Source organism: Vibrio sp. 10N.261.55.F4 (assembly GCF_041470465.1).
GTDB lineage: Bacteria > Pseudomonadota > Gammaproteobacteria > Enterobacterales > Vibrionaceae > Vibrio > Vibrio crassostreae_C.
This window is the reverse complement of sequence record NZ_JBFRMM010000033.1, coordinates 19020-36072: the sequence shown is the minus strand read 5'-3', so window position 1 is coordinate 36072 and position 17053 is coordinate 19020. Positions and strand designations below refer to the sequence as shown.

General features: G+C 44.1%; 21 protein-coding genes. 10 read left to right on the top strand and 11 right to left on the bottom strand.

Translation table 11 applies throughout. From position 1 onward, the window contains the following. Nucleotides 1-23: 23 nt before the first annotated feature. Nucleotides 24-854 carry an ammonia-dependent NAD(+) synthetase gene (gene nadE / locus AB4249_RS15785; RefSeq protein ID WP_017062768.1) on the bottom strand — a complete coding sequence of 277 codons (831 nt, stop codon included), beginning with the start codon at nucleotides 852-854 and terminating at the stop codon, nucleotides 24-26. A 109-nt stretch (nucleotides 855-963) separates the two neighbouring features. On the opposite strand from nadE, the gene AB4249_RS15780 reads away from it, so the two are divergent. Then, entirely contained in the window at nucleotides 964-1485 is a 522-nt protein-coding gene (locus tag AB4249_RS15780; RefSeq protein WP_102535294.1) for a nicotinate-nicotinamide nucleotide adenylyltransferase, read from the top strand. Nucleotides 1486-1512: 27 nt separating this feature from the next. Further along, nucleotides 1513-1998: a hypothetical protein gene (locus AB4249_RS15775; RefSeq protein WP_372103870.1), complete on the top strand. Its 486-nt coding sequence runs from the start codon at nucleotides 1513-1515 to the stop codon at nucleotides 1996-1998. 133 nt (nucleotides 1999-2131) lie between these two features. On the opposite strand, the gene AB4249_RS15770 is transcribed toward AB4249_RS15775, so the two are convergent. Next, nucleotides 2132-2758, bottom strand: a complete 627-nt coding sequence (locus tag AB4249_RS15770) for an AraC family transcriptional regulator (RefSeq protein ID WP_102332682.1) — start codon at nucleotides 2756-2758, stop codon at nucleotides 2132-2134. Between the two features lie 175 nt (nucleotides 2759-2933). Between AB4249_RS15770 and AB4249_RS15765 the strand changes: the two genes are divergently transcribed. After that, on the top strand, nucleotides 2934-4040 hold the full coding sequence (locus AB4249_RS15765; RefSeq protein ID WP_017062764.1) for a 1-acyl-sn-glycerol-3-phosphate acyltransferase: 1107 nt from the start codon (nucleotides 2934-2936) through the stop codon (nucleotides 4038-4040). 157 nt (nucleotides 4041-4197) lie between these two features. Here AB4249_RS15765 and AB4249_RS15760 read toward each other — a convergent pair whose 3' ends face one another. Then, entirely contained in the window at nucleotides 4198-4797 is a 600-nt protein-coding gene (locus AB4249_RS15760; RefSeq protein ID WP_017062763.1) for a hypothetical protein, read from the bottom strand. Between the two features lie 103 nt (nucleotides 4798-4900). Between AB4249_RS15760 and AB4249_RS15755 the strand changes: the two genes are divergently transcribed. Continuing rightward, the gene (locus tag AB4249_RS15755; protein WP_017067955.1) at nucleotides 4901-5197 is read left to right on the top strand and encodes a YnjH family protein; all 297 of its coding nucleotides are present in this window, start codon (nucleotides 4901-4903) and stop codon (nucleotides 5195-5197) included. A 36-nt stretch (nucleotides 5198-5233) separates the two neighbouring features. Here the strand turns inward: AB4249_RS15755 and AB4249_RS15750 are convergent, their stop codons facing one another. Next, nucleotides 5234-5533, bottom strand: coding sequence for a YfcZ/YiiS family protein (locus AB4249_RS15750; protein WP_017062761.1), 300 nt, complete (start codon nucleotides 5531-5533; stop codon nucleotides 5234-5236). A gap of 530 nt (nucleotides 5534-6063) precedes the next feature. Here AB4249_RS15750 and AB4249_RS15745 point away from each other — a divergent pair. Then, the gene (locus tag AB4249_RS15745; RefSeq protein ID WP_004731875.1) at nucleotides 6064-6525 is read left to right on the top strand and encodes a TetR/AcrR family transcriptional regulator; all 462 of its coding nucleotides are present in this window, start codon (nucleotides 6064-6066) and stop codon (nucleotides 6523-6525) included. A 300-nt stretch (nucleotides 6526-6825) separates the two neighbouring features. On the opposite strand, the gene AB4249_RS15740 is transcribed toward AB4249_RS15745, so the two are convergent. The 6 genes from AB4249_RS15740 to AB4249_RS15715 all read right to left on the bottom strand — a co-directional run bounded on the left by AB4249_RS15740 (nucleotide 6826) and on the right by AB4249_RS15715 (nucleotide 11707). Further along, nucleotides 6826-7608 carry a heme ABC transporter ATP-binding protein gene (locus tag AB4249_RS15740; protein WP_017062759.1) on the bottom strand — a complete coding sequence of 261 codons (783 nt, stop codon included), beginning with the start codon at nucleotides 7606-7608 and terminating at the stop codon, nucleotides 6826-6828. Then, nucleotides 7608-8645: an iron ABC transporter permease gene (locus AB4249_RS15735; protein WP_017064312.1), complete on the bottom strand. Its 1038-nt coding sequence runs from the start codon at nucleotides 8643-8645 to the stop codon at nucleotides 7608-7610. The genes AB4249_RS15740 and AB4249_RS15735 overlap by 1 nt, the downstream gene beginning before the upstream one ends. A 103-nt stretch (nucleotides 8646-8748) precedes the next feature. Next, the gene (locus AB4249_RS15730; protein WP_372103867.1) at nucleotides 8749-9636 is read right to left on the bottom strand and encodes a hemin ABC transporter substrate-binding protein; all 888 of its coding nucleotides are present in this window, start codon (nucleotides 9634-9636) and stop codon (nucleotides 8749-8751) included. 165 nt (nucleotides 9637-9801) lie between these two features. Then, nucleotides 9802-10215, bottom strand: coding sequence for a biopolymer transporter ExbD (locus AB4249_RS15725; RefSeq protein WP_017064314.1), 414 nt, complete (start codon nucleotides 10213-10215; stop codon nucleotides 9802-9804). After that, a complete protein-coding gene (locus tag AB4249_RS15720; protein WP_017064315.1) occupies nucleotides 10212-10913 on the bottom strand; it encodes a MotA/TolQ/ExbB proton channel family protein in 702 nt (233 codons plus the stop codon). Before AB4249_RS15720 ends, AB4249_RS15725 begins: the two co-directional genes overlap by 4 nt. Before the next feature lie 2 nt (nucleotides 10914-10915). Beyond that, nucleotides 10916-11707, bottom strand: a complete 792-nt coding sequence (locus AB4249_RS15715) for an energy transducer TonB (RefSeq protein WP_372103864.1) — start codon at nucleotides 11705-11707, stop codon at nucleotides 10916-10918. Nucleotides 11708-11868: 161 nt separating this feature from the next. Between AB4249_RS15715 and hutW the strand changes: the two genes are divergently transcribed. The 4 genes from hutW to AB4249_RS15695 all read left to right on the top strand — a co-directional run bounded on the left by hutW (nucleotide 11869) and on the right by AB4249_RS15695 (nucleotide 15218). Next, nucleotides 11869-13278, top strand: coding sequence for a heme anaerobic degradation radical SAM methyltransferase ChuW/HutW (gene hutW, locus AB4249_RS15710; RefSeq protein ID WP_372103861.1), 1410 nt, complete (start codon nucleotides 11869-11871; stop codon nucleotides 13276-13278). Nucleotides 13279-13336: 58 nt separating this feature from the next. Continuing rightward, nucleotides 13337-13858 (top strand): heme utilization cystosolic carrier protein HutX, encoded by a 522-nt coding sequence (hutX, locus tag AB4249_RS15705; protein ID WP_016784265.1) that lies wholly within the window; start codon nucleotides 13337-13339, stop codon nucleotides 13856-13858. A 155-nt stretch (nucleotides 13859-14013) separates the two neighbouring features. Further along, complete coding sequence (hutZ, locus tag AB4249_RS15700; RefSeq protein ID WP_004731858.1) at nucleotides 14014-14544, top strand: heme utilization protein HutZ; 531 nt, start codon at nucleotides 14014-14016, stop codon at nucleotides 14542-14544. A 113-nt stretch (nucleotides 14545-14657) separates the two neighbouring features. Continuing rightward, entirely contained in the window at nucleotides 14658-15218 is a 561-nt protein-coding gene (locus AB4249_RS15695) for an ATP--cob(I)alamin adenosyltransferase (protein WP_048610703.1), read from the top strand. A 94-nt stretch (nucleotides 15219-15312) separates the two neighbouring features. Here the strand turns inward: AB4249_RS15695 and AB4249_RS15690 are convergent, their stop codons facing one another. Beyond that, complete coding sequence (locus AB4249_RS15690; protein WP_017062751.1) at nucleotides 15313-16227, bottom strand: chemotaxis protein; 915 nt, start codon at nucleotides 16225-16227, stop codon at nucleotides 15313-15315. 281 nt (nucleotides 16228-16508) lie between these two features. On the opposite strand from AB4249_RS15690, the gene ppiC reads away from it, so the two are divergent. After that, the gene (gene ppiC / locus AB4249_RS15685) at nucleotides 16509-16790 is read left to right on the top strand and encodes a peptidylprolyl isomerase PpiC (RefSeq protein WP_258185064.1); all 282 of its coding nucleotides are present in this window, start codon (nucleotides 16509-16511) and stop codon (nucleotides 16788-16790) included. Nucleotides 16791-17053: the final 263 nt, after the last annotated feature.

The following is a 17053-nucleotide window of genomic DNA, read 5'->3' as shown; positions in this document are numbered from 1 at the left end:
GATTCTAAGATTAATTCAAACAATTAATCGTAGATCGTTGGGATCGGTTGACGCTTGTGCTGTGTTGCTTTGTAGATGCCTACTAAGCGGTCTGACACGTCTTGAGGGACTTCTTTACCTTCAAGGAAATCATCGATTTGGTCGTAAGAAAGGTTCAATGCTGCTTCGTCGGCTTTCTGTGGATCAAGCTCTTCTAGGTCGGCAGTAGGCACTTTCTTAACCAATAGCTCTGGCGCACCTAGCGTTGCTGCAAGTTCACGAACTTGACGCTTGTTCAGGCCAAACAAAGGCGCTAAATCACATGCACCGTCACCGTGTTTGGTGTAGAAGCCAGTGATGTTTTCTGCTGAGTGGTCAGTACCAATCACAAGACCACCAACGTAACCCGCAATTTCGTATTGCGCGATCATGCGAGCGCGAGCTTTCACATTACCTTTAACAAAGTCGATTTTTGCTGAGTCTGTTGGTAGTAAACCTGTACCTTCAAGTGCAACGTGAGATGCTGCGTGAAGCCCATCAACCCCCGCTTTGATGTTTACAGAAACAGATTGAGAAGGCTGGATGAAAGAGAGAGCAAGTTGTGCTTCATCTTCATCTTTTTGTTCGCCGTAAGGTAGGCGAACCGCAATGAATTGGTAGTCGTTGCTGCCAGAGTTTTCATTCAGGCTATCCACGGCCATCTGTGCTAAACGGCCACAAGTTGTCGAATCCACACCGCCACTGATACCAAGGATCAGAGACTTGCAGCCTGACTGCTGAAGTTTCGTTTTGATAAAGTCCACACGACGAGTCACTTCGAAGTGAGGGTCAATTGAAGGTAGTACGCGCATTTCGTCACGAATTAACTGTTCCATTCGTATTCCTTTCCTGCAAGCAAATTAAAAATCTAGTGTTATCATACCTAAATCATCCGATTTAAAAACCTCTTTGCACAAGCTTAGAAAGAGAAGGCAGTAATAAATAATGGAAAAAATAGCCATTTTCGGTAGTGCGTTTAATCCGCCGAGCTTAGGGCACAAAAGTGTGATTGATTCGTTGGCTCACTTTGACAAAATTCTACTTGTTCCAAGTATTGCCCATGCTTGGGGAAAAGAGATGCTAGACTTTGATACGAGATGTCAGTTAGTTAACGCATTTATTAGCGATCTTTCACTGGATCAAGTGGAGCTTTCTTTGATCGAAAAGAGCCTATTTACTCCAGGTGAAAGCGTCACGACTTATGCAGTGCTCAGTGAACTCCAAAAGTTACATCGTGACGCTGAACTGACATTTGTTATTGGCCCAGATAACTTCTTTAAGTTCTCATCTTTCTATAAATCAGATGATATTACCGAGCGGTGGTCTGTAATGGCTTGCCCTGAAAAAGTGAAAATTCGCAGCACAGACATACGTAATGCACTGATAAGTGGAAGCGATGTTGCAAAACTGAGTACAAAGTCAGTTACAAAGATGTTGCAAGATAGTGGACTGTATCAGATAATGTAAGTTCACTAATCAAGAGGTCAGAGGACTATGCTAAAGAGCGCGATACCAGCGACGTTGATCATGGCAGCATGCAGTATGCCTGCGTATGCTGAGTGTGATTTTTTTAGCCTAGATTCGATCATGCTGACTTCTGATGAAAGTGACAACTGTCTAGATTTCTCGACCAGCATCGAGTCTTTTGGCCAACGTATGATGGAAATCAGCGGGCTGAGCGATGATGAACCGGAAAGCACACCGGACTATTGGTCTGATTGGGTTCTTCAAAGTAAAGACTCGCCATTGCTGACACAAAGCATTGAGTCAAACTATGTTGGCTTGGGTATGTGGTTTCCAGAAGACCTTGAAGATGAGCAATATGATATGTCGACTGAAGAGTGGTTGATGAATCATGGTCTTCAACTCAGCATCGGTTTTGGCGAGAAAGTCGAAGGGCAGCCGCGTATGCGCTTTGATTATCGTTGGCACAACTCACGTGACGCCGACCTAATGATGCAGGTTGAGTTGCCATTTTAGACAGGCAGATACACAGATAGATTGCTATCTACGTCTAAATAGTAAGAATTAAAAAAGCCGCAAAAACTCAGTTTTTGCGGCTTTTTAGTATCTGGCTTGCGAGTTTTAATACCAGCACTCACTTTCCGGCAAGCTATAAATCTTCACCAAAAACAAGCATACACAGTTGCTCGAACTCTTCTTCTTTACCTGAGAACAGATCATCAATCACAAGTGAACGTTTTTGACCTGACTGCATGCGTTTCTTCGCTTCTCGCATCACCATCACCAGAGTGTGCTCTTGTGGCAGGTTTGAATCATCAATGTTCCATTGATTGAATCGCTGAGAAAGAGCACTTTCACAAAGCAGTGGTTTAAACGACAACACTTCTTGCTTCAATACAGAAAGCATATCTTTAAACGCTTGTTCCGTATTATTGGCATTGGAAGCGCGAGCTTTGGTTTGCTCTAGTTTTTCTAGTAGTGCCGAAGAGAGGTTGGTTTGCGTAATGTAACCCGCTTGTCTTGGGAATGAATCCGTCAAACGAACAGAAAAATCGACACGGTTAACCTGAGTGTTTGGAAAGTAGGTCAGTGACGTTAGGCAGTCGTGTGGAATCCAGACGCTTTGTCCTGGTTCAACGGCATACTCTTGTTTGCCTAACTTAATCAAAACCAAGCCATTTTGAACCGATACAAGGCTATGTTTAAGTACTTTCTTGCGTGGTGTGATCACCAAGTGTGAAAAGTAAGCCGATGTATATTCAATAGCGAAGTTCATAGATAGTACCTTAATTTTGGGGCGTCAAGATTACCGTTAATCTTAAAGAATGCCAACAATAACAGGGGATTTTCAATGTTTCTGGTCTGACCTTGTCAAAAGTATGGGCTCTGTAGCTGCGAGAAGTCAAAACAACGCGTAGAATGAGCCAGCTTTTTATTATATGAATTAAAAAATGACCTCTCCAACCGATCCATATGTTGATATTCGTCCTTACGGCGATGATGAAATTCCAGCGGCACTAAACCGTCTTATTAATGATGAAGAATTTATCAGTGCAATCTTGCACTACCGTTTTTCAAACCATGCGTCTTGGTTCAAAGCATTAATGAGCCCGATTTTGCGTGTGTACTTAAAAATGAAGTGGAGCAAGCTGACTAGCGTTGAATCCATTCAGATTGAAGTGAAAAAGTACTTACGCGACACGTTAGCGAAAACCACTAACGGTGTGACGTACACGGGTATCGAGTCACTGGATGCGAACCAAGCTTATCTGTTTGTATCAAACCATCGTGACATTGCTATGGATCCTGCGTTAGTAAATTACGCTCTGCATCAAAATAATCATCAGACTTGTCGTATCGCTATCGGAGACAACCTGTTGAAAAAGCCATGTGCGACTGAATTGATGCGTTTAAACAAGAGCTTCATCGTAAAGCGTTCTTTGAAAGGACCGCGTGAGATGATGAAAGCGCTAGGGCAGTTGTCTTCTTACATTAAGCACTCTCTAGAAACGGGCAACTCAATCTGGATCGCTCAAAAGGAAGGTCGTGCGAAAGACGGTAACGATTTTACTGAGCCAGCAATTTTGAAAATGTTCCACGTTGAAGGACGTAAGCAAAAAATTGCTTTCCCTGAATACGTGAAGTCATTGAAGATTGTTCCTGTGGCTATTTCTTACGAGAACGACCCATGTGACACGGCTAAAGCGATAGAGCTTTTCGAAAAAGACGTAAACGGCAGTTACGAAAAGGGTGAGTTTGAAGATATCGAAAGTATCATTCAAGGCATCATCGGTGATAAAGGACGCGTTCACGTTGGTTTCGGTCAGGTTATCGACCAAGATTTTGATACGCCTGAAGCGCTTGCTGAAGAGATCGATCGTCAGATCCACGATAACTACAAACTGTTCCCAGTAAACTTGCTGGCAGCAGAAAAAGAAGATGAGTCGATTACAGCGGCCGTTAAACAAGAGTTTGAAGCTAAACTGTCGAGCCTGCCACAAGGTGCGCGTCAGTACTTGATCGATAGCTACGCCAACCCAGTGAAGAACATTGGTTAACGAGCGTTAGTTAGCTTGCTAGTTGATTAGCAACTTGATTGAATTGAAAAAGGAGCCTTGGGCTCCTTTTTTGTTTCTGAATCACCATTTGTTGCTGCGATCGAGCATTAACGTATTAGAGCATTAGAGCATTAGAGCATTAGAGCATTAGCCTGAATTAGCGAGCGACTGCACCACCGAGATCTAGATTGGTTGGCCATTTGGTTACGGTGTTGCCGCCCAGATAGATGTTGCCTTTGACTGTCATGGTCTCGGGGAATGTTGTAATCCCAGAACCACCTATATAAAGGTCGCCGTCAATCACGATCCCGTTGGGTAACTCGGTTAAAGGAGTGCGGATCACGCTCAGATCGCCTTTTACTCTAAAGCCATTCGGTAGCCTTTCCAGTGGAGTGTCGGTGAGGTTGATAAAGCCGCCCACTCTTACACCTCTTGGCCAGCTGGTGATTTGGCTGCCAATCAAGTCGACGTAACCTTTTATCTTAACCCCGCTCGGGACTCGAGCGAGTTGGCTGTTAGAGCCTTTAAGGCTGCCGTTCACTTCTAACCCTTTGGGTAGGCGTGTGATCGCAGTATTCTCTATATTGAGATTACCATCTACCACCAAGCCAGTTGGAAGTGATGTATAAGGCTTATTTCGTAGATATAAGTTTCCGTAATTATCGAGATGGTTCAATATTTGATAGTGATCGAGTGGTTCAGCACTGACATTTGTTATGGTTAAGGAACCAATAATAAGTGCAATTATTCTGAGCATAACAGGCTTCTTATTACGATAGACGCTTACACTATAATGGAAAAATTAATCTCGCATAGTGTTTTACCCATTTGGCGGTAGATTAACGAGGAATGGAGCAAAGATGATAGGTAAATTAATGATTAGAGTAAATATACGAATTATTAAGGTCTTTCTGATAGCCGCTTCAGTGTTTGGCTCAATGTCTGCGAGTGCCAACAAAGTAATTTCAACGCCCGGTAAAGCTGCGGTGGTGGTGACACAAGGCGGTCAACAGCAACGAGTTTGTTATTACGATGACAAGGCTTATAGCATTGGGGCTGTGTTAGAGGTGGGGGGCGTAGTGATTCAGTGCGCTGCAGAAAACGATTTTGAGCAAAATGGGTCACTGGCTTGGGTTCAATTAAAAAAAGACGAGTAATTCACTCGTCTTTTAATAAGCATATAAATGCTTATATTAACGCGCTAGAGAGCGAGTCTTAAGTTCAAAAATAATCTTCTCAGCGCTAACTTCAAATTTAAAGCGAGCGTGCAACTCTGTGCTTTCTTCAGTCATCTCTGATGCTTCGAACTCAACGTTGCTAGACACTTGTTTAGCAAGTTCAACATACTTAGCAAACTCAGCTTCAATCAGTGCTTTTGAGTTTCCGTAAACCGTTACTTCAGCAACATCGTCGCCTTCTTTAATGATGAACCCGATTTCGCCTGCACAGCCGCAAGCCTCACATACATCGTTGTTACCAATATCTTGGCTCATAAATAATCCTCTTACAAAGTCTGAGGTTATTCTAACGAGCAATTTGAACTGTATCTACAAAAATTAAAACCTTTGAACTAATTTATACTGGTATGCTATGTTGTTTGTTAAGGTGTTTGATGAATATCTATATTCGCTCCGCCAAATATGTATGTGATTTACCTCACGTTTTGTTGAAAAGGAATGTTATTAATATGTCAGAATATCATTCACTTAGTTGCGCCAGAAATGATTTTATAAGACTATCTATCGCTTGATAGGTATTTATACAATGAATTTTTCGTTGGGTATTTCATATTCTAAGTCGTTATTTAAACTTATCGACTTAGGATTGTAAGGTGATTTTCGAAGAATAATTAGACAAAGTGTCCAAAGAGGCATCACTGTAAAATTGTTCGTACATAGTATTTGTGTGAATTTAGTTATAAATACTTGCGAAAAAATACCTTGCTCACATAATGCTGATAACGATTTTCATTCTGACTTCATTTGATTGAGTTAGATGGATTTACAAAGAGAAGAGCCTGAATATGCCAAAGCGTAGTAAAGAAGATACAGAAATCACGATCCAGAAAATCATGGATGCCGTTGTAGACCAGCTACTAAGATTGGGTTACGACAAGATGTCATACACGACGTTGAGTCAACAAACGGGTGTTTCTCGTACAGGTATAAGTCATCACTTTCCAAAGAAAACGGATTTTACTGCTGCTCTAGACGGTCGTATTTTCAAGATGTTCATGGAACACATTGACTTCGAAAATGGCCTTGACGCATTTTCAGCTAGCTGGGTTGCAGCACTTGAAGACGCTGAGTTCCTAGCAATCTTACGTTTACTTTTCCATCATATCGTTACTGCTGAGAGCGCACATGAGTTCGCTGCAAACGGTATTGATCGTCTATACAAGCTGACTGAAACTCAGTTTGGCGATACTAGCGGTAAAGAACTAGAGTGGTTGATTGGTAAATCATTGATTCGTATGAGCCAATAATCAGCACTCAATAAAAGAAGCTCCTACGGGGGCTTTTTTTGTGCTTGCAGTTTCACTTCTTGTACGTTTTTCTCTTCAGTGTTAAAAGCTAAGTAACCCTAACAAGTAGAGTTCATTTCTAGAGCCTCAAATGCTCAAGGTGAGTCGTTTTGGTGCTTGCTGTTGTGGTTATTAATAAAATTGAGTTTAAGCCGAGAGAGTGGCTGTGAGCCAATAAAAAGCCCCGAACAAATCGAGGCTTAGGATTACGTCATTGTTATCAAGAACGAATACTCAAAACGAGTCGCTCCTTAATCGGACTTATTGTGCGGGGTGAACCTGAGGGAAGCTCATGGTTGGGTGTTTTTCTACGATACTTTTGTAACCATACACATCTTCTATCATCGAAGGTTTCAGTGCATCCCAAGGCTTGCCATCACACACCAAATTGCCATCTTTCAATACCACCAATCGATCGGAATACTGCGCGGCTAAGTTGAGATCATGCAAAACCACGATAACCGCGGCATTGTGGTTATCGGCTAATTCTCTCGCAATCTTTAAGGTGTTGTGCTGGTGGGCAAGATCCAGTGCAGAGGTTGGTTCATCAAGCATCAAAATACATTGGTCACCAGAGTGGTGAAGCTGAGTTAATACTCGAGCCAAGTGCACTCGCTGCTTTTCACCGCCTGATAGTGAAGGGTAAAGCCTTTCACTCAGGTGAGTCACATCAGCAACATCCATTTTTTGGCTAGCAATGCTAGTTAGTTTTTTGTTGGATTCTTGCAGAGGAATCCCACCAAGCTCGACAACTTCATGTGCCAAGAATGGGAAGGTCAAGGTGCTGTGTTGAGGAAGCATAGCAAGGTGCTTAGCTAACTTTTGAGAAGGCCACTTGTCTTTGCTGTGTCCAAAGTATTGAATATCGCCGTTGCTTGATATCTCTTGGCATAAAGCTTTAAGCAGCGTGCTTTTACCTGCGCCATTTGGCCCAAGCAGTGTAGTTACCTTTCCCGCTTCAATCTCAATGGAAACGCCATCTAATATCACTTTACTGCCGAACTTCACTTCGATATCGGTCGCTTTTAAAGCTGAAGGAAACATTAAAGGATTCTCCCTTTCTGTTGAAATAGTAGATATAAGAAGAATGGGGCACCGATAATCGCAGTGACAATACCTACAGGTAGCTCTGCCGGAGCAAGTACCACACGTGAGAACATGTCTGCGGCGGTTAGCAGCAGTGCGCCTAGTACCGCTGATAGTGGCAACAGAACTCGGTGGTCAGGGCCTGCCAACATGCGACCTAAATGTGGGATAACCAATCCAATAAAACCAATCATGCCAGACAGGCTAACTGTGATACCAACGCCCGCAGCCGTCAGTAGAATCAGCTTTCGTTTCAGCTTTTGAACTGGGATACCAAGGTGTTGCGCTTCTGACTCGCCCAGTAATAGAGCATTTAGAGACATCGCTTGGCGGTAGAAAACAACAAACAAGCCAACGAGCGTGACAGCTGCCAGCAAAATTCCTGACCACTTAGCGCCCGCCAATGAACCCATCGACCACAATGAAAGATCGCGCAGCATTTGGTCATCAGCAATGAAATTCAAGAAGCCAATACCTGCGCCAGAGAGCGCACTGATCGCCACACCCGCCAACAACATGATGGTGACAGAGGTGCCGAATTTACCTGTACCCAGCTTATACACCAGCAGCGTGGTTAAAGCGCCGCCAAGAAAAGCGAACACAGGAACCGCAGCAAAGTTCATGAAAGCAGGGTATTGAAGCGATAGCTCAGAGAACAAAACGATAGCCAGTGCAGCACCTAATGCTGCGCCCGCAGACACACCTATGATGCCAGGTTCTGCAAGTGGGTTTCGAAACAAACCCTGCATCACTGCACCACACAAGGCGAGGATCGCACCAATCAGCATGCACAAGATGGTTCTAGGTAAGCGGATCTCTTGAATCACTAAGTTGATGTGGGGGGCTAAATCATTGTTTGGTTTAATTAAGCTTGTGGCGCTGTCCGCTAAGCTAATGTTCATTGGCCCAACAGTGATCGAGTACAGCGCGACAAAAGCTAGGGTTGCACCTAGAGCTAACATCGACGTTTTCAGTGGGACGGAGCGTAACAACATAAAGGGCCTCAATATCTATCGCTAACTTCGACCTCCTTCAACAACAGCGTGAGTCAGTTGGTGAGGGAAGCGAATTAGCGATAGCAGAAATAGGGTGGTTGAGTTATAGCGGGTAGATAAGTGCGTTTAGACGCTTTGCTTCAGAGAGGCTTTCTAGGCCAAGCCCGCCAACCAAAGCACTGCCATTTACGGTAATGATTTGCTTGTTCATACCTGCAGGCGTTGCCGCTAGCATAGGCAGTGATTTCAGGATGGCATCTGCGCCGCCCATTTTTTGATAACTACGGCCGCTTACTAAAATGACATCAGGTTGCATCTCAACGAGTGATTCCATTGAAAGTGGCTTGTAAGACGTTAAGCTCTGAGCGGCAGGGTTGATACCGCCAGCTAACTCGATGATTGCGTTTGGTGATGTTTCACCGCCAGCAACGTTGGCAGGGCGACCTTCATGCAGCAACAGGAATAGAACTTTCTTCGCTTCGTTGCTTGGTACTTGGTTCGCTTTCAGTGCTGCGATCTTTTGATTCACATCGGTTTTCACTTGCTGCGAGTGGTCTTCGGTATGGGTGATCTTTGCGATTTGGTCGATACGCTTTAATAGCCCTTCCACGTTTGCTTCAGTGTTAACAATCTCTACATCGACGCCTGCCGATTTTAATTGAGAGATAGCGTTGTCTGGTCCCATTTCATCCGAGCCAATCAATGTGGTTGGCTCTAGGGCGAGTAGACCTTCAGCAGACAGGTTTCGGTGATAACCAATCTTTGGCAGGTTTTCTCCTTGAGGGAAGTGGCTGGTCACATCAATCGCGACTAACTGCTCTTCGGCACCTAATGCCAAAACCAATTCAGTAACGGCACTACCGGCACTGATGATTCGAGGTTGTTCAGCGTCGTTGGCCATTGCGGGTGCGCTAAGTGCCAGGCTCATAGCGGCAACTGAAAGGAGATGTGTCTTGGTCTTTAATTTATTGAGCACGTTTAAGTTGTTCATAATAAGTTCTTTATATTTTCTTTTTGTATCGCGAAGATACTCAGTGAGCAGTCCGTTCGCATTGTGAGTTCGAATCGATAGAGAGGCTTAGTTCTGTCTATTTGGTCTTAGCTATCAGGAGCCAAATTTTATAAACGCTAGGCCTCATAAAAATTGAGTGTTGTTCTAGCCATCGTCCGTGAGCAGTTGAGTCGCTGGTATTCCGTTCTCTTGAAGGAATGAAAGCAACTTCACTAGGTTTTCAACATTGGCGGCTTTATCCGCGCCAATGATGATCGGTTTTTTATCCGTTGAGCCTGTCTCTTCTAACAAGGCAATCTTGAAGTTTTCCCAGTTGATATACTCTTGGCCGTTAATCGCCCAGTAGGGGGCATGGTCTAGGATGTTGACGCTAATCGAGTCTTTGTGGACTTCAGAAACGTTTTTAACATCCGAGCTTGGTAGCTCAACTTCTAGCGATTCCAGCTTTACCGATGCCGTAAGCAGTAGAAAAACCATCACGATAAAAATGATGTCGAGCAGCGGTGTTAAGTCTGGCGCTAGGCTCTGTGTGTGAGATGAGTGGGGCGTTTTAATCATGCTTGACTCACATCACCGATAGAGGTTTTGTTGATAGGCTTACCTTGAGTATCATCAGACTGATTGGTTTGAATCGACATGCCTTCTAGCCACACATTCACATAGTTCAATGTATGCTCCAATTGAGCCAGCACTCGATCGGCCCATAGCCCTAGTAGCTGAGCACCAGAAATAGCAGGAAGCGCAATCATCAAACCTGCTGCTGTGGTTCGCATTGCTAATCCAAGACCGTCTGCCAAATCATTAGGCGTGATGCTGCCTGTTGTCGCGGCAACGCCTTTAAACATCTCAATAAGACCAAGTACCGTACCAAGCAAGCCGATGAGTGGGCTGATCACGCCGATCAAACCAAGCAGTCTTAAACCTGCATGAAGCTGGTGGCGTTTTTCTTGTAGCCAGATCCCAGCGGCATCTTCACGTAACCCTTTTGAGAAAGAGTGGTGAGCAAGCAACATTGACACGCCCTTGTACAAGAGCGGGCGTTTACCTGAAATCGACTGAGCAAGCGCTTCAATCTCTTTGCTGTTGGTTGGTGAAATTTGGTTAAGCTCACGACGAATAGCACGTTTGCCCACACCAATGCTGAGCATGACTTGGAAGACACGTTCAGCGATGATCATTGCTGTTAATGCTGAGCAGATAAGAAGAGGCCAAGTCATTAAGCCAAGTTGATCTTGTAAATAACTGATTTGTTGCATGATTAATCCAACCTAAAACGAACAGGTATTTGTACTCGGTGAGCAATCGCTCGACCATTGACAGTGTGAGGTGAGAATTTCCATTGTTTAATGGCATCTAATGCGGCGTTATCGAGCATTAGCGCGCCTGATGAATTTACTAATGCTTGTTTAATTTGTTTGCCTTCAGCGTCTAGCCAGATCTCATAAGTCGCGACACCTTCAACGCCACGACGTCTTGCTTGGCGAGGGTAATTCGGTGGGGTAGGACGCGCAGAGAACGAAGGCTTAGTGACTAAAACCGGCTCTTGGTTTGATACGCCTTGGTTTACTTCCTGAGACTGGTTGGCAGATTCGTCCATATTCTTATCGACTTTCTTGTCGGCCAGTTTCTCTGGTTGAGTGGCTGGCTCTGGGCGTTCTTTCTTCACCACCTTTTTCTCAGTCACTGGTTTCTTTTGAACAGGCTTTTTCTCGACAACCTTCTTTTCAATCACTTTTTTCTCAACTTTCTTTGGTTGAGGTTTATTGGTGATCGCTTTTTTCTTTGGGGTTGGCTTAGTTTGCTTTGGCTCAACCGTTTTTGGTTCGGCTTGTGAGACGGTTTCTTTTATTGGCTCAGGTTTAACCGGCTCTGTGGTGGTTTTTTGTTGAGCTGGAGAAGGCGTGCTCTTGGGAGTGAAGTTGATCGATACCGTGTTCGATTGGCTACCTGCAGGCATCGCGAATACTTTGGATTCTTGAGCAACAAATAATAGCGCTGCATGAATCACTAACGATGCACCGCCTGCAATAACATATCTAGGAACGTTCACACTCAATCCTTTACCAAATCCAAAATCTGTATCGGATTATTGCTTAGAATCTAAATAAGATCAATTATCAATTGCATTATCATTTGCGTGTATTTATGATTCTCTCAGTTTTTAGCGAATAGTCTTCCAGACTTTGCTATGTAAGTGTTTAGAGAGATTATATGAGTCTTAATATTTATAAATTTGACGAATCAATCTTGGGCATTTCTAGCCCTGATCCGCTTCGTTTTGCGTTTGCGAAAAAGCATTCTGCACACGCCGGAGGAAGTTCAATTCCGGTCGACCCCAGTAAGAAGTTAGAACTCTTTGACGAACTGATGCTGAGTGAAGGGAAAAAACAGGATAAGCGTTGCTTGTATATCCACATTCCTTTCTGTCGTGTGCGTTGTACGTTCTGCAATTTCTTCCAAAATGCCGCAAGCCGTAAATTGGTGGATGAGTATTTCGATGCACTGATGGTCGAGCTAAAGCAGAAAGCCAAAACACCTTGGGCTCAGTCTGGACTATTTCACGCTGTCTATATTGGTGGCGGAACTCCCACCGATTTGTCGCCTCAACAAGTTGAGCAGCTGGGTAAAGCGATTCGTCAATATTTCCCACTAGCAAACGATGTGGAAATGACCTTGGAAGGGCGCATCAATCGCTTTGGCGACGAGATGTTTGATTGTGCGCTTGAAGGTGGTTTCAATCGCTTCTCATTCGGTATTCAAAGTTTCAACACTCAAGTTAGACGCAGCGCCAAGCGCCTAGATGACCGAGAGGTTGTGCTAGAACGTATCAGTTCACTAAGCCGCACCGAGCAAGCGCCAATCGTTCTTGATCTGTTATACGGATTACCACACCAATCTATGGAAGTGTTCCAACAAGATTTAGAAGACTACATGTCTACTGGCGCACACGGCATTGACCTCTACCAACTGATTGTTGCGGGCAATGCACCTATGCTTAATCTTGTTGAGAAAGGAAAAATCCCACCGCCTGCGAATACGCCAGATAAGGCGAGCATGTATTTGGCGGGTGTGGAGTTCATGGCAAAAAATAAGGTCAAGCAACTGAGCGTAAACCACTGGACTCGTGATAACCGCGAACGCAGCATTTACAACAGCTTAGCGAAAGCTTATGCCGAAGTTCTACCCATTGGTTGTGGCGCTGGTGGCAACATCGGCGGTCATGGTGTGATGCAGCATCGAACTTTAGACAGCTACATGGAGTCTATAAAGCAAGGTCAATTACCTATTGCCATGATGACTAAGCAAAGCTCATTAGAGCCTATCTTCTCAACATTAAAGGCAGGTTTCGATTCTGGTGTTGTTAGAAGAAGTACGCTACCGAGATTTATGGGGCAAGATACGTTCGACTACCTCAAGCCTTTGTTCGCGCATTGGGAAAAGAACGGTTTAGTTGAGCTTTCGGAAGATTATCTGAGCCTGACTATTGCTGGCAGCTTTTGGGCGGTAAGCCTAGCGCAGAGTGTGATTCAAGTGCTTAACGCTGAATACCAAGCTATGCACCCAGCGCCTAAAGCGTCAGGTTCGGGCGTACACCCGCATGCAAGTTTGAAGCACGCTTAATATCGAATTTTTAATTTAAAACTTACGTAAATTACTCGTTTATACGGAAACATATTCAATGACAGATACAACATTAGAAATGACAGAAACTCTAGAACAACGCGTAGCTCTAATTTTAGAAGAAGAGCCAAAACTACTGCCAACAGCAATTGCTGAGAAGCTAGGTGTTTCAGAGGTTGAAGTGGTTGCTGCTTTTCCAAACGACATGGCGGTAATGCTAGATGGCAGCCGTGCTCAAGAGATTCTAGAAGGTTTAGTGGGTTGGGGCCCTGTGACCACTATCGTGCATTCATTTGGTTCTATCTTTGAAGTTAAAGCGCCATTCCCGAAAGGTAAGGTAGCACGTGGTTACTACAACCTAATGGGCAAAGAGGGCGAGCTTCATGGTCACCTTAAACTTGATAACGTTAAACATATCGGTTTGGTGAGCAAGGCGTTCATGGGTCGTGAAAGTCATTACTTCGGCTTCTTCAGTGAAACCGGTGAGAACATTTTTAAGATTTACCTAGGCCGTAACGAAAAGCGTGAGCTTATTGCCGACCAAGTAGAACGCTTCAAAGCGTTAAAAGAACAAGCTTAAGTACAGTCAATAGTAAATAATCAGCAGTAATCTTACATAGGGTTGCCAACTGGCTTAAACAAGACATCAATGCTCGAGGATCGTTTAGTTCGCTAATGATCGCTCAACCTTGGGCAAAAATAATAAATCAGAGAAAGTGAAGAAAGGAATTACCCATGGAACAGCAAGTAAAACAAGAACGTCTACAAGGTCGCCTAGGTCCAGAAATTAAAGAGTTTCGCCAAGAGCGCCGTACCCTTCAACTTGCAACGGTTGATGAAGAAGGTCGCCCGAACGTAAGTTACGCACCTTTCGTTCAGAACCAAGAAGGTTACTTTGTTCTAATTTCTGATATTGCTCGTCATGCTCGCAACTTGAAAGCGAACCCTCAGGTCTCTTTGATGATGATTGAAGACGAAGAGAGCTCGAAGCAACTTTACGCACGTAAACGTTTAACGTTTGATGCTCAAGCAAGTGTTGTGGAGCGTGAAACGGAACTTTGGACTCAAGTGATTGGCCAGATGCAAGAGCGTTTTGGTGAAATCATTGATGGTTTGAGCCAACTTCAAGACTTCTCTCTGTTTAACCTTAAAGCTGAGAACGGCCTGTTCGTTAAAGGCTTTGGTCAGGCATACCAAGTGTCAGGCGACGATCTGGTGGATTTCGTTCACCTACAAGAAGGTCACAAAAAAGTATCTAACGAGTAATCTCGTTTAATCGATTTCTTTAGGAGCCCTCCAATGTGAGGGCTTTTTTATGTCTAAATCAAAGAGTTTGGTATATTGGCGTTTGATGACTATTTATATGTAAGGATCGGTACGTGAAACCAGTAAGTCGAGATTGGGACGAGTTCTGTTACCCGTTTATTTATGAAGACAGTCCTATCTGTGATTTTGAGATTTTGTCGGATGAACTTTGTTGCCGAGTTGGATTGGTGTTGTCTTTAGAGCTAGAGCCTCAGGTTCGTGAGATCCTGCAACGCTTGCAGCCAAACATCTACCATTTGAATGGCTCTGTGCGCGGTAAGCTTGCCATCACCGAGTCTGAATTGGTCGAGCTCAAGCAAGATTATCATCGTATCCGTGAGCAGTTAGAAGGGGGGTTTAAAGGCTTTGTCTTACCCGGTGGACACCGAGTGTCTAGTGAACTTCACTTGTGTCGTTGTCAGGCTAAGAAAGTTGTGCGAGCTTTGGTGAGTATTGAACATCATGAAAGCAAAAAGTCGCCAGACCCGATTCTTTTTAAATACGCCAACCTAGTCGCGAACACTCTCTATGCATTGGCCTCTTTTACCAATCATGTGAATGAAGTCGAGGAAGTGGAATTTGTGAGTAAGAGCTACTCTATGCCGAAAAAGTCTATGCCAGAAAACAAAGACTAACGGTTAGCTCTATTCTTATTAAGATTTGAAGAAAGAAGAGACTAAGAAGCTAAACCATTGAGCACTATGCCAGGTTTAGCTTCTATAACAGAGCCTAAGCAGCCGTAGAGGCGCCGTTTAAGACTTTTGCGCCGCGTAGCATAGCTTCGATTAATTCACCCGCGTTGAACTTCTCAAGCGCTTCATGCGCCCCCACCTGATTAGCACGGTCGACACAGATCTCACTGGACAGTGAGGTATGCAAAATACAGTAAGCGTGACTTAAAGCGCTGTCGTTTTGCACTTCAAATGCAAGCTCATAACCATCTAATCCCGGCATCTCGATATCACTCACCAGAAGATCAATGGCATTGCCAGCGCTGGCTTGGCGTCGCATTAGGTCGATGGCATCTAAGCCGTTGTTACATATGCTGTAAGGGATGTTGATGCTGTCTAAGGCATCAGATAACTGTTTACGTGCAATCAAAGAGTCATCCACTAATAAGATGTTCAATGCTTTGAGGCGTTCCCTTTCTACATCGGTCAGCATCGGGATATGAGCATTCTCATAAGCTGGGTAGATCTTAGAAAGCAGCAGTTCCACATCGAGCATTTGCACAATACGGTCTTCAAAACGTGTAATACCCGTTACAAACACATTGCGACCCACACTGGTGGGTGGAGATTCAATGCTCTTCCAGTCGCATTCAATGATTTTATCAATTGAACGAACCAAGAACGCCACAACTGTTCTCAAACAGTCAGTAACGATGAGTACACAATCTTGGTATTCAGCGGGTGTTATCGGACGGAAGCCAATCGCAGCGGACATATCAATCACAGGAACTGTAAGGTCGCGGATAGTCACTGTACCAATCACGTGATGATGGGAGTAGGGGATCTGAGTCATCGGCTGAAAAGGGACGATTTCTCTGACCTTAAGCGTGCCAATCGCAAAACTTTGAGTGAGGGACAACTTGAACATCAACATTCCCTGTGACTGACTCGCTTTACTGATCGGTTTGGCCATAAGTGGCTCCTACTTAATACGCGCTTAATTTATAAGGATTAATTTAAAGGGAAATGGAAGCCGCAGCAAGTCGCGATGCGGTTTTTAATGGCCTTTAAGGCAGTTGTTTTCGGTTATAGAGTGAAGAATAGCGGTTCTTGGGTTAAAATCACGCTAAACGCTGGCTGTCGATGAATTTATGTCGATAAGCCGTTAGCGGCAAACAGATTTACAACAGTCAGTTCATTCGCGATGTTCTAAGTAATCGTCGTAAGTAAACTGGCAGCAACAAACTGAGAATTATCATGGCAAGAACAGCAGCAGCGCTTCATATTTTGGTGAAGCATAAAGAACTAGCAGAAGACATCATGACGCAGCTTAAAAAGGGCGCTAAATTTCAAACGCTAGCGAAGAAACATTCAACCTGTCCATCTGGTAAAAAGGGCGGCGACCTAGGTGAGTTCAAAAAAGGTCAAATGGTGCCTCAGTTTGATAAGGTTTGTTTCTCTGGCGAGACGCTTGTACCACACCTTGTGAAAACAAAATTTGGCTGGCACGTCGTGAAGGTTCTTTACAGAACTTAGTTATAAATATGTGTTAGATTGAATAAAAGGAGCGTATATACGCTCCTTTTTTGTGACTTTTGTGAGCGTTTTAAAGCACTACGGTTGAGTGTTCATCCCAGACGTTATGCGATAATTGGTGCTACGCCCTCAACCATCCACCGTGAGTAATTGGTAGGAGGAGGAGGGTTTTTAATGAGTAACTCATATAATAAATGCCATTCTTGAGGAAATTTATTGCAGCTTTGCCTTTTAGCCTTTGCCTTTTCTAAAAAGCTGTAAAC

What these genes read in the sequence shown, in the direction of transcription:
- AB4249_RS15745 (WP_004731875.1), top strand. Translation starts at nt 6,064, where the DNA reads ATGCCAAAGCGTAGTAAAGAAGATACAGAAATCACGATCCAGAAAATC.
- AB4249_RS15740 (WP_017062759.1), bottom strand. Translation starts at nt 7,608, where the DNA reads ATGTTTCCTTCAGCTTTAAAAGCGACCGATATCGAAGTGAAGTTCGGC.
- AB4249_RS15770 (WP_102332682.1), bottom strand. Translation starts at nt 2,758, where the DNA reads ATGAACTTCGCTATTGAATATACATCGGCTTACTTTTCACACTTGGTG.
- AB4249_RS15690 (WP_017062751.1), bottom strand. Translation starts at nt 16,227, where the DNA reads ATGGCCAAACCGATCAGTAAAGCGAGTCAGTCACAGGGAATGTTGATG.
- AB4249_RS15765 (WP_017062764.1), top strand. Translation starts at nt 2,934, where the DNA reads ATGACCTCTCCAACCGATCCATATGTTGATATTCGTCCTTACGGCGAT.
- nadE (WP_017062768.1), bottom strand. Translation starts at nt 854, where the DNA reads ATGGAACAGTTAATTCGTGACGAAATGCGCGTACTACCTTCAATTGAC.
- AB4249_RS15720 (WP_017064315.1), bottom strand. Translation starts at nt 10,913, where the DNA reads ATGCAACAAATCAGTTATTTACAAGATCAACTTGGCTTAATGACTTGG.
- hutW (WP_372103861.1), top strand. Translation starts at nt 11,869, where the DNA reads ATGAGTCTTAATATTTATAAATTTGACGAATCAATCTTGGGCATTTCT.
- AB4249_RS15755 (WP_017067955.1), top strand. Translation starts at nt 4,901, where the DNA reads ATGATAGGTAAATTAATGATTAGAGTAAATATACGAATTATTAAGGTC.
- hutX (WP_016784265.1), top strand. Translation starts at nt 13,337, where the DNA reads ATGACAGATACAACATTAGAAATGACAGAAACTCTAGAACAACGCGTA.
- AB4249_RS15760 (WP_017062763.1), bottom strand. Translation starts at nt 4,797, where the DNA reads ATGCTCAGAATAATTGCACTTATTATTGGTTCCTTAACCATAACAAAT.
- AB4249_RS15780 (WP_102535294.1), top strand. Translation starts at nt 964, where the DNA reads ATGGAAAAAATAGCCATTTTCGGTAGTGCGTTTAATCCGCCGAGCTTA.
- AB4249_RS15775 (WP_372103870.1), top strand. Translation starts at nt 1,513, where the DNA reads ATGCTAAAGAGCGCGATACCAGCGACGTTGATCATGGCAGCATGCAGT.
- AB4249_RS15750 (WP_017062761.1), bottom strand. Translation starts at nt 5,533, where the DNA reads ATGAGCCAAGATATTGGTAACAACGATGTATGTGAGGCTTGCGGCTGT.
- AB4249_RS15735 (WP_017064312.1), bottom strand. Translation starts at nt 8,645, where the DNA reads ATGTTGTTACGCTCCGTCCCACTGAAAACGTCGATGTTAGCTCTAGGT.
- hutZ (WP_004731858.1), top strand. Translation starts at nt 14,014, where the DNA reads ATGGAACAGCAAGTAAAACAAGAACGTCTACAAGGTCGCCTAGGTCCA.
- AB4249_RS15725 (WP_017064314.1), bottom strand. Translation starts at nt 10,215, where the DNA reads ATGATTAAAACGCCCCACTCATCTCACACACAGAGCCTAGCGCCAGAC.
- AB4249_RS15730 (WP_372103867.1), bottom strand. Translation starts at nt 9,636, where the DNA reads ATGAACAACTTAAACGTGCTCAATAAATTAAAGACCAAGACACATCTC.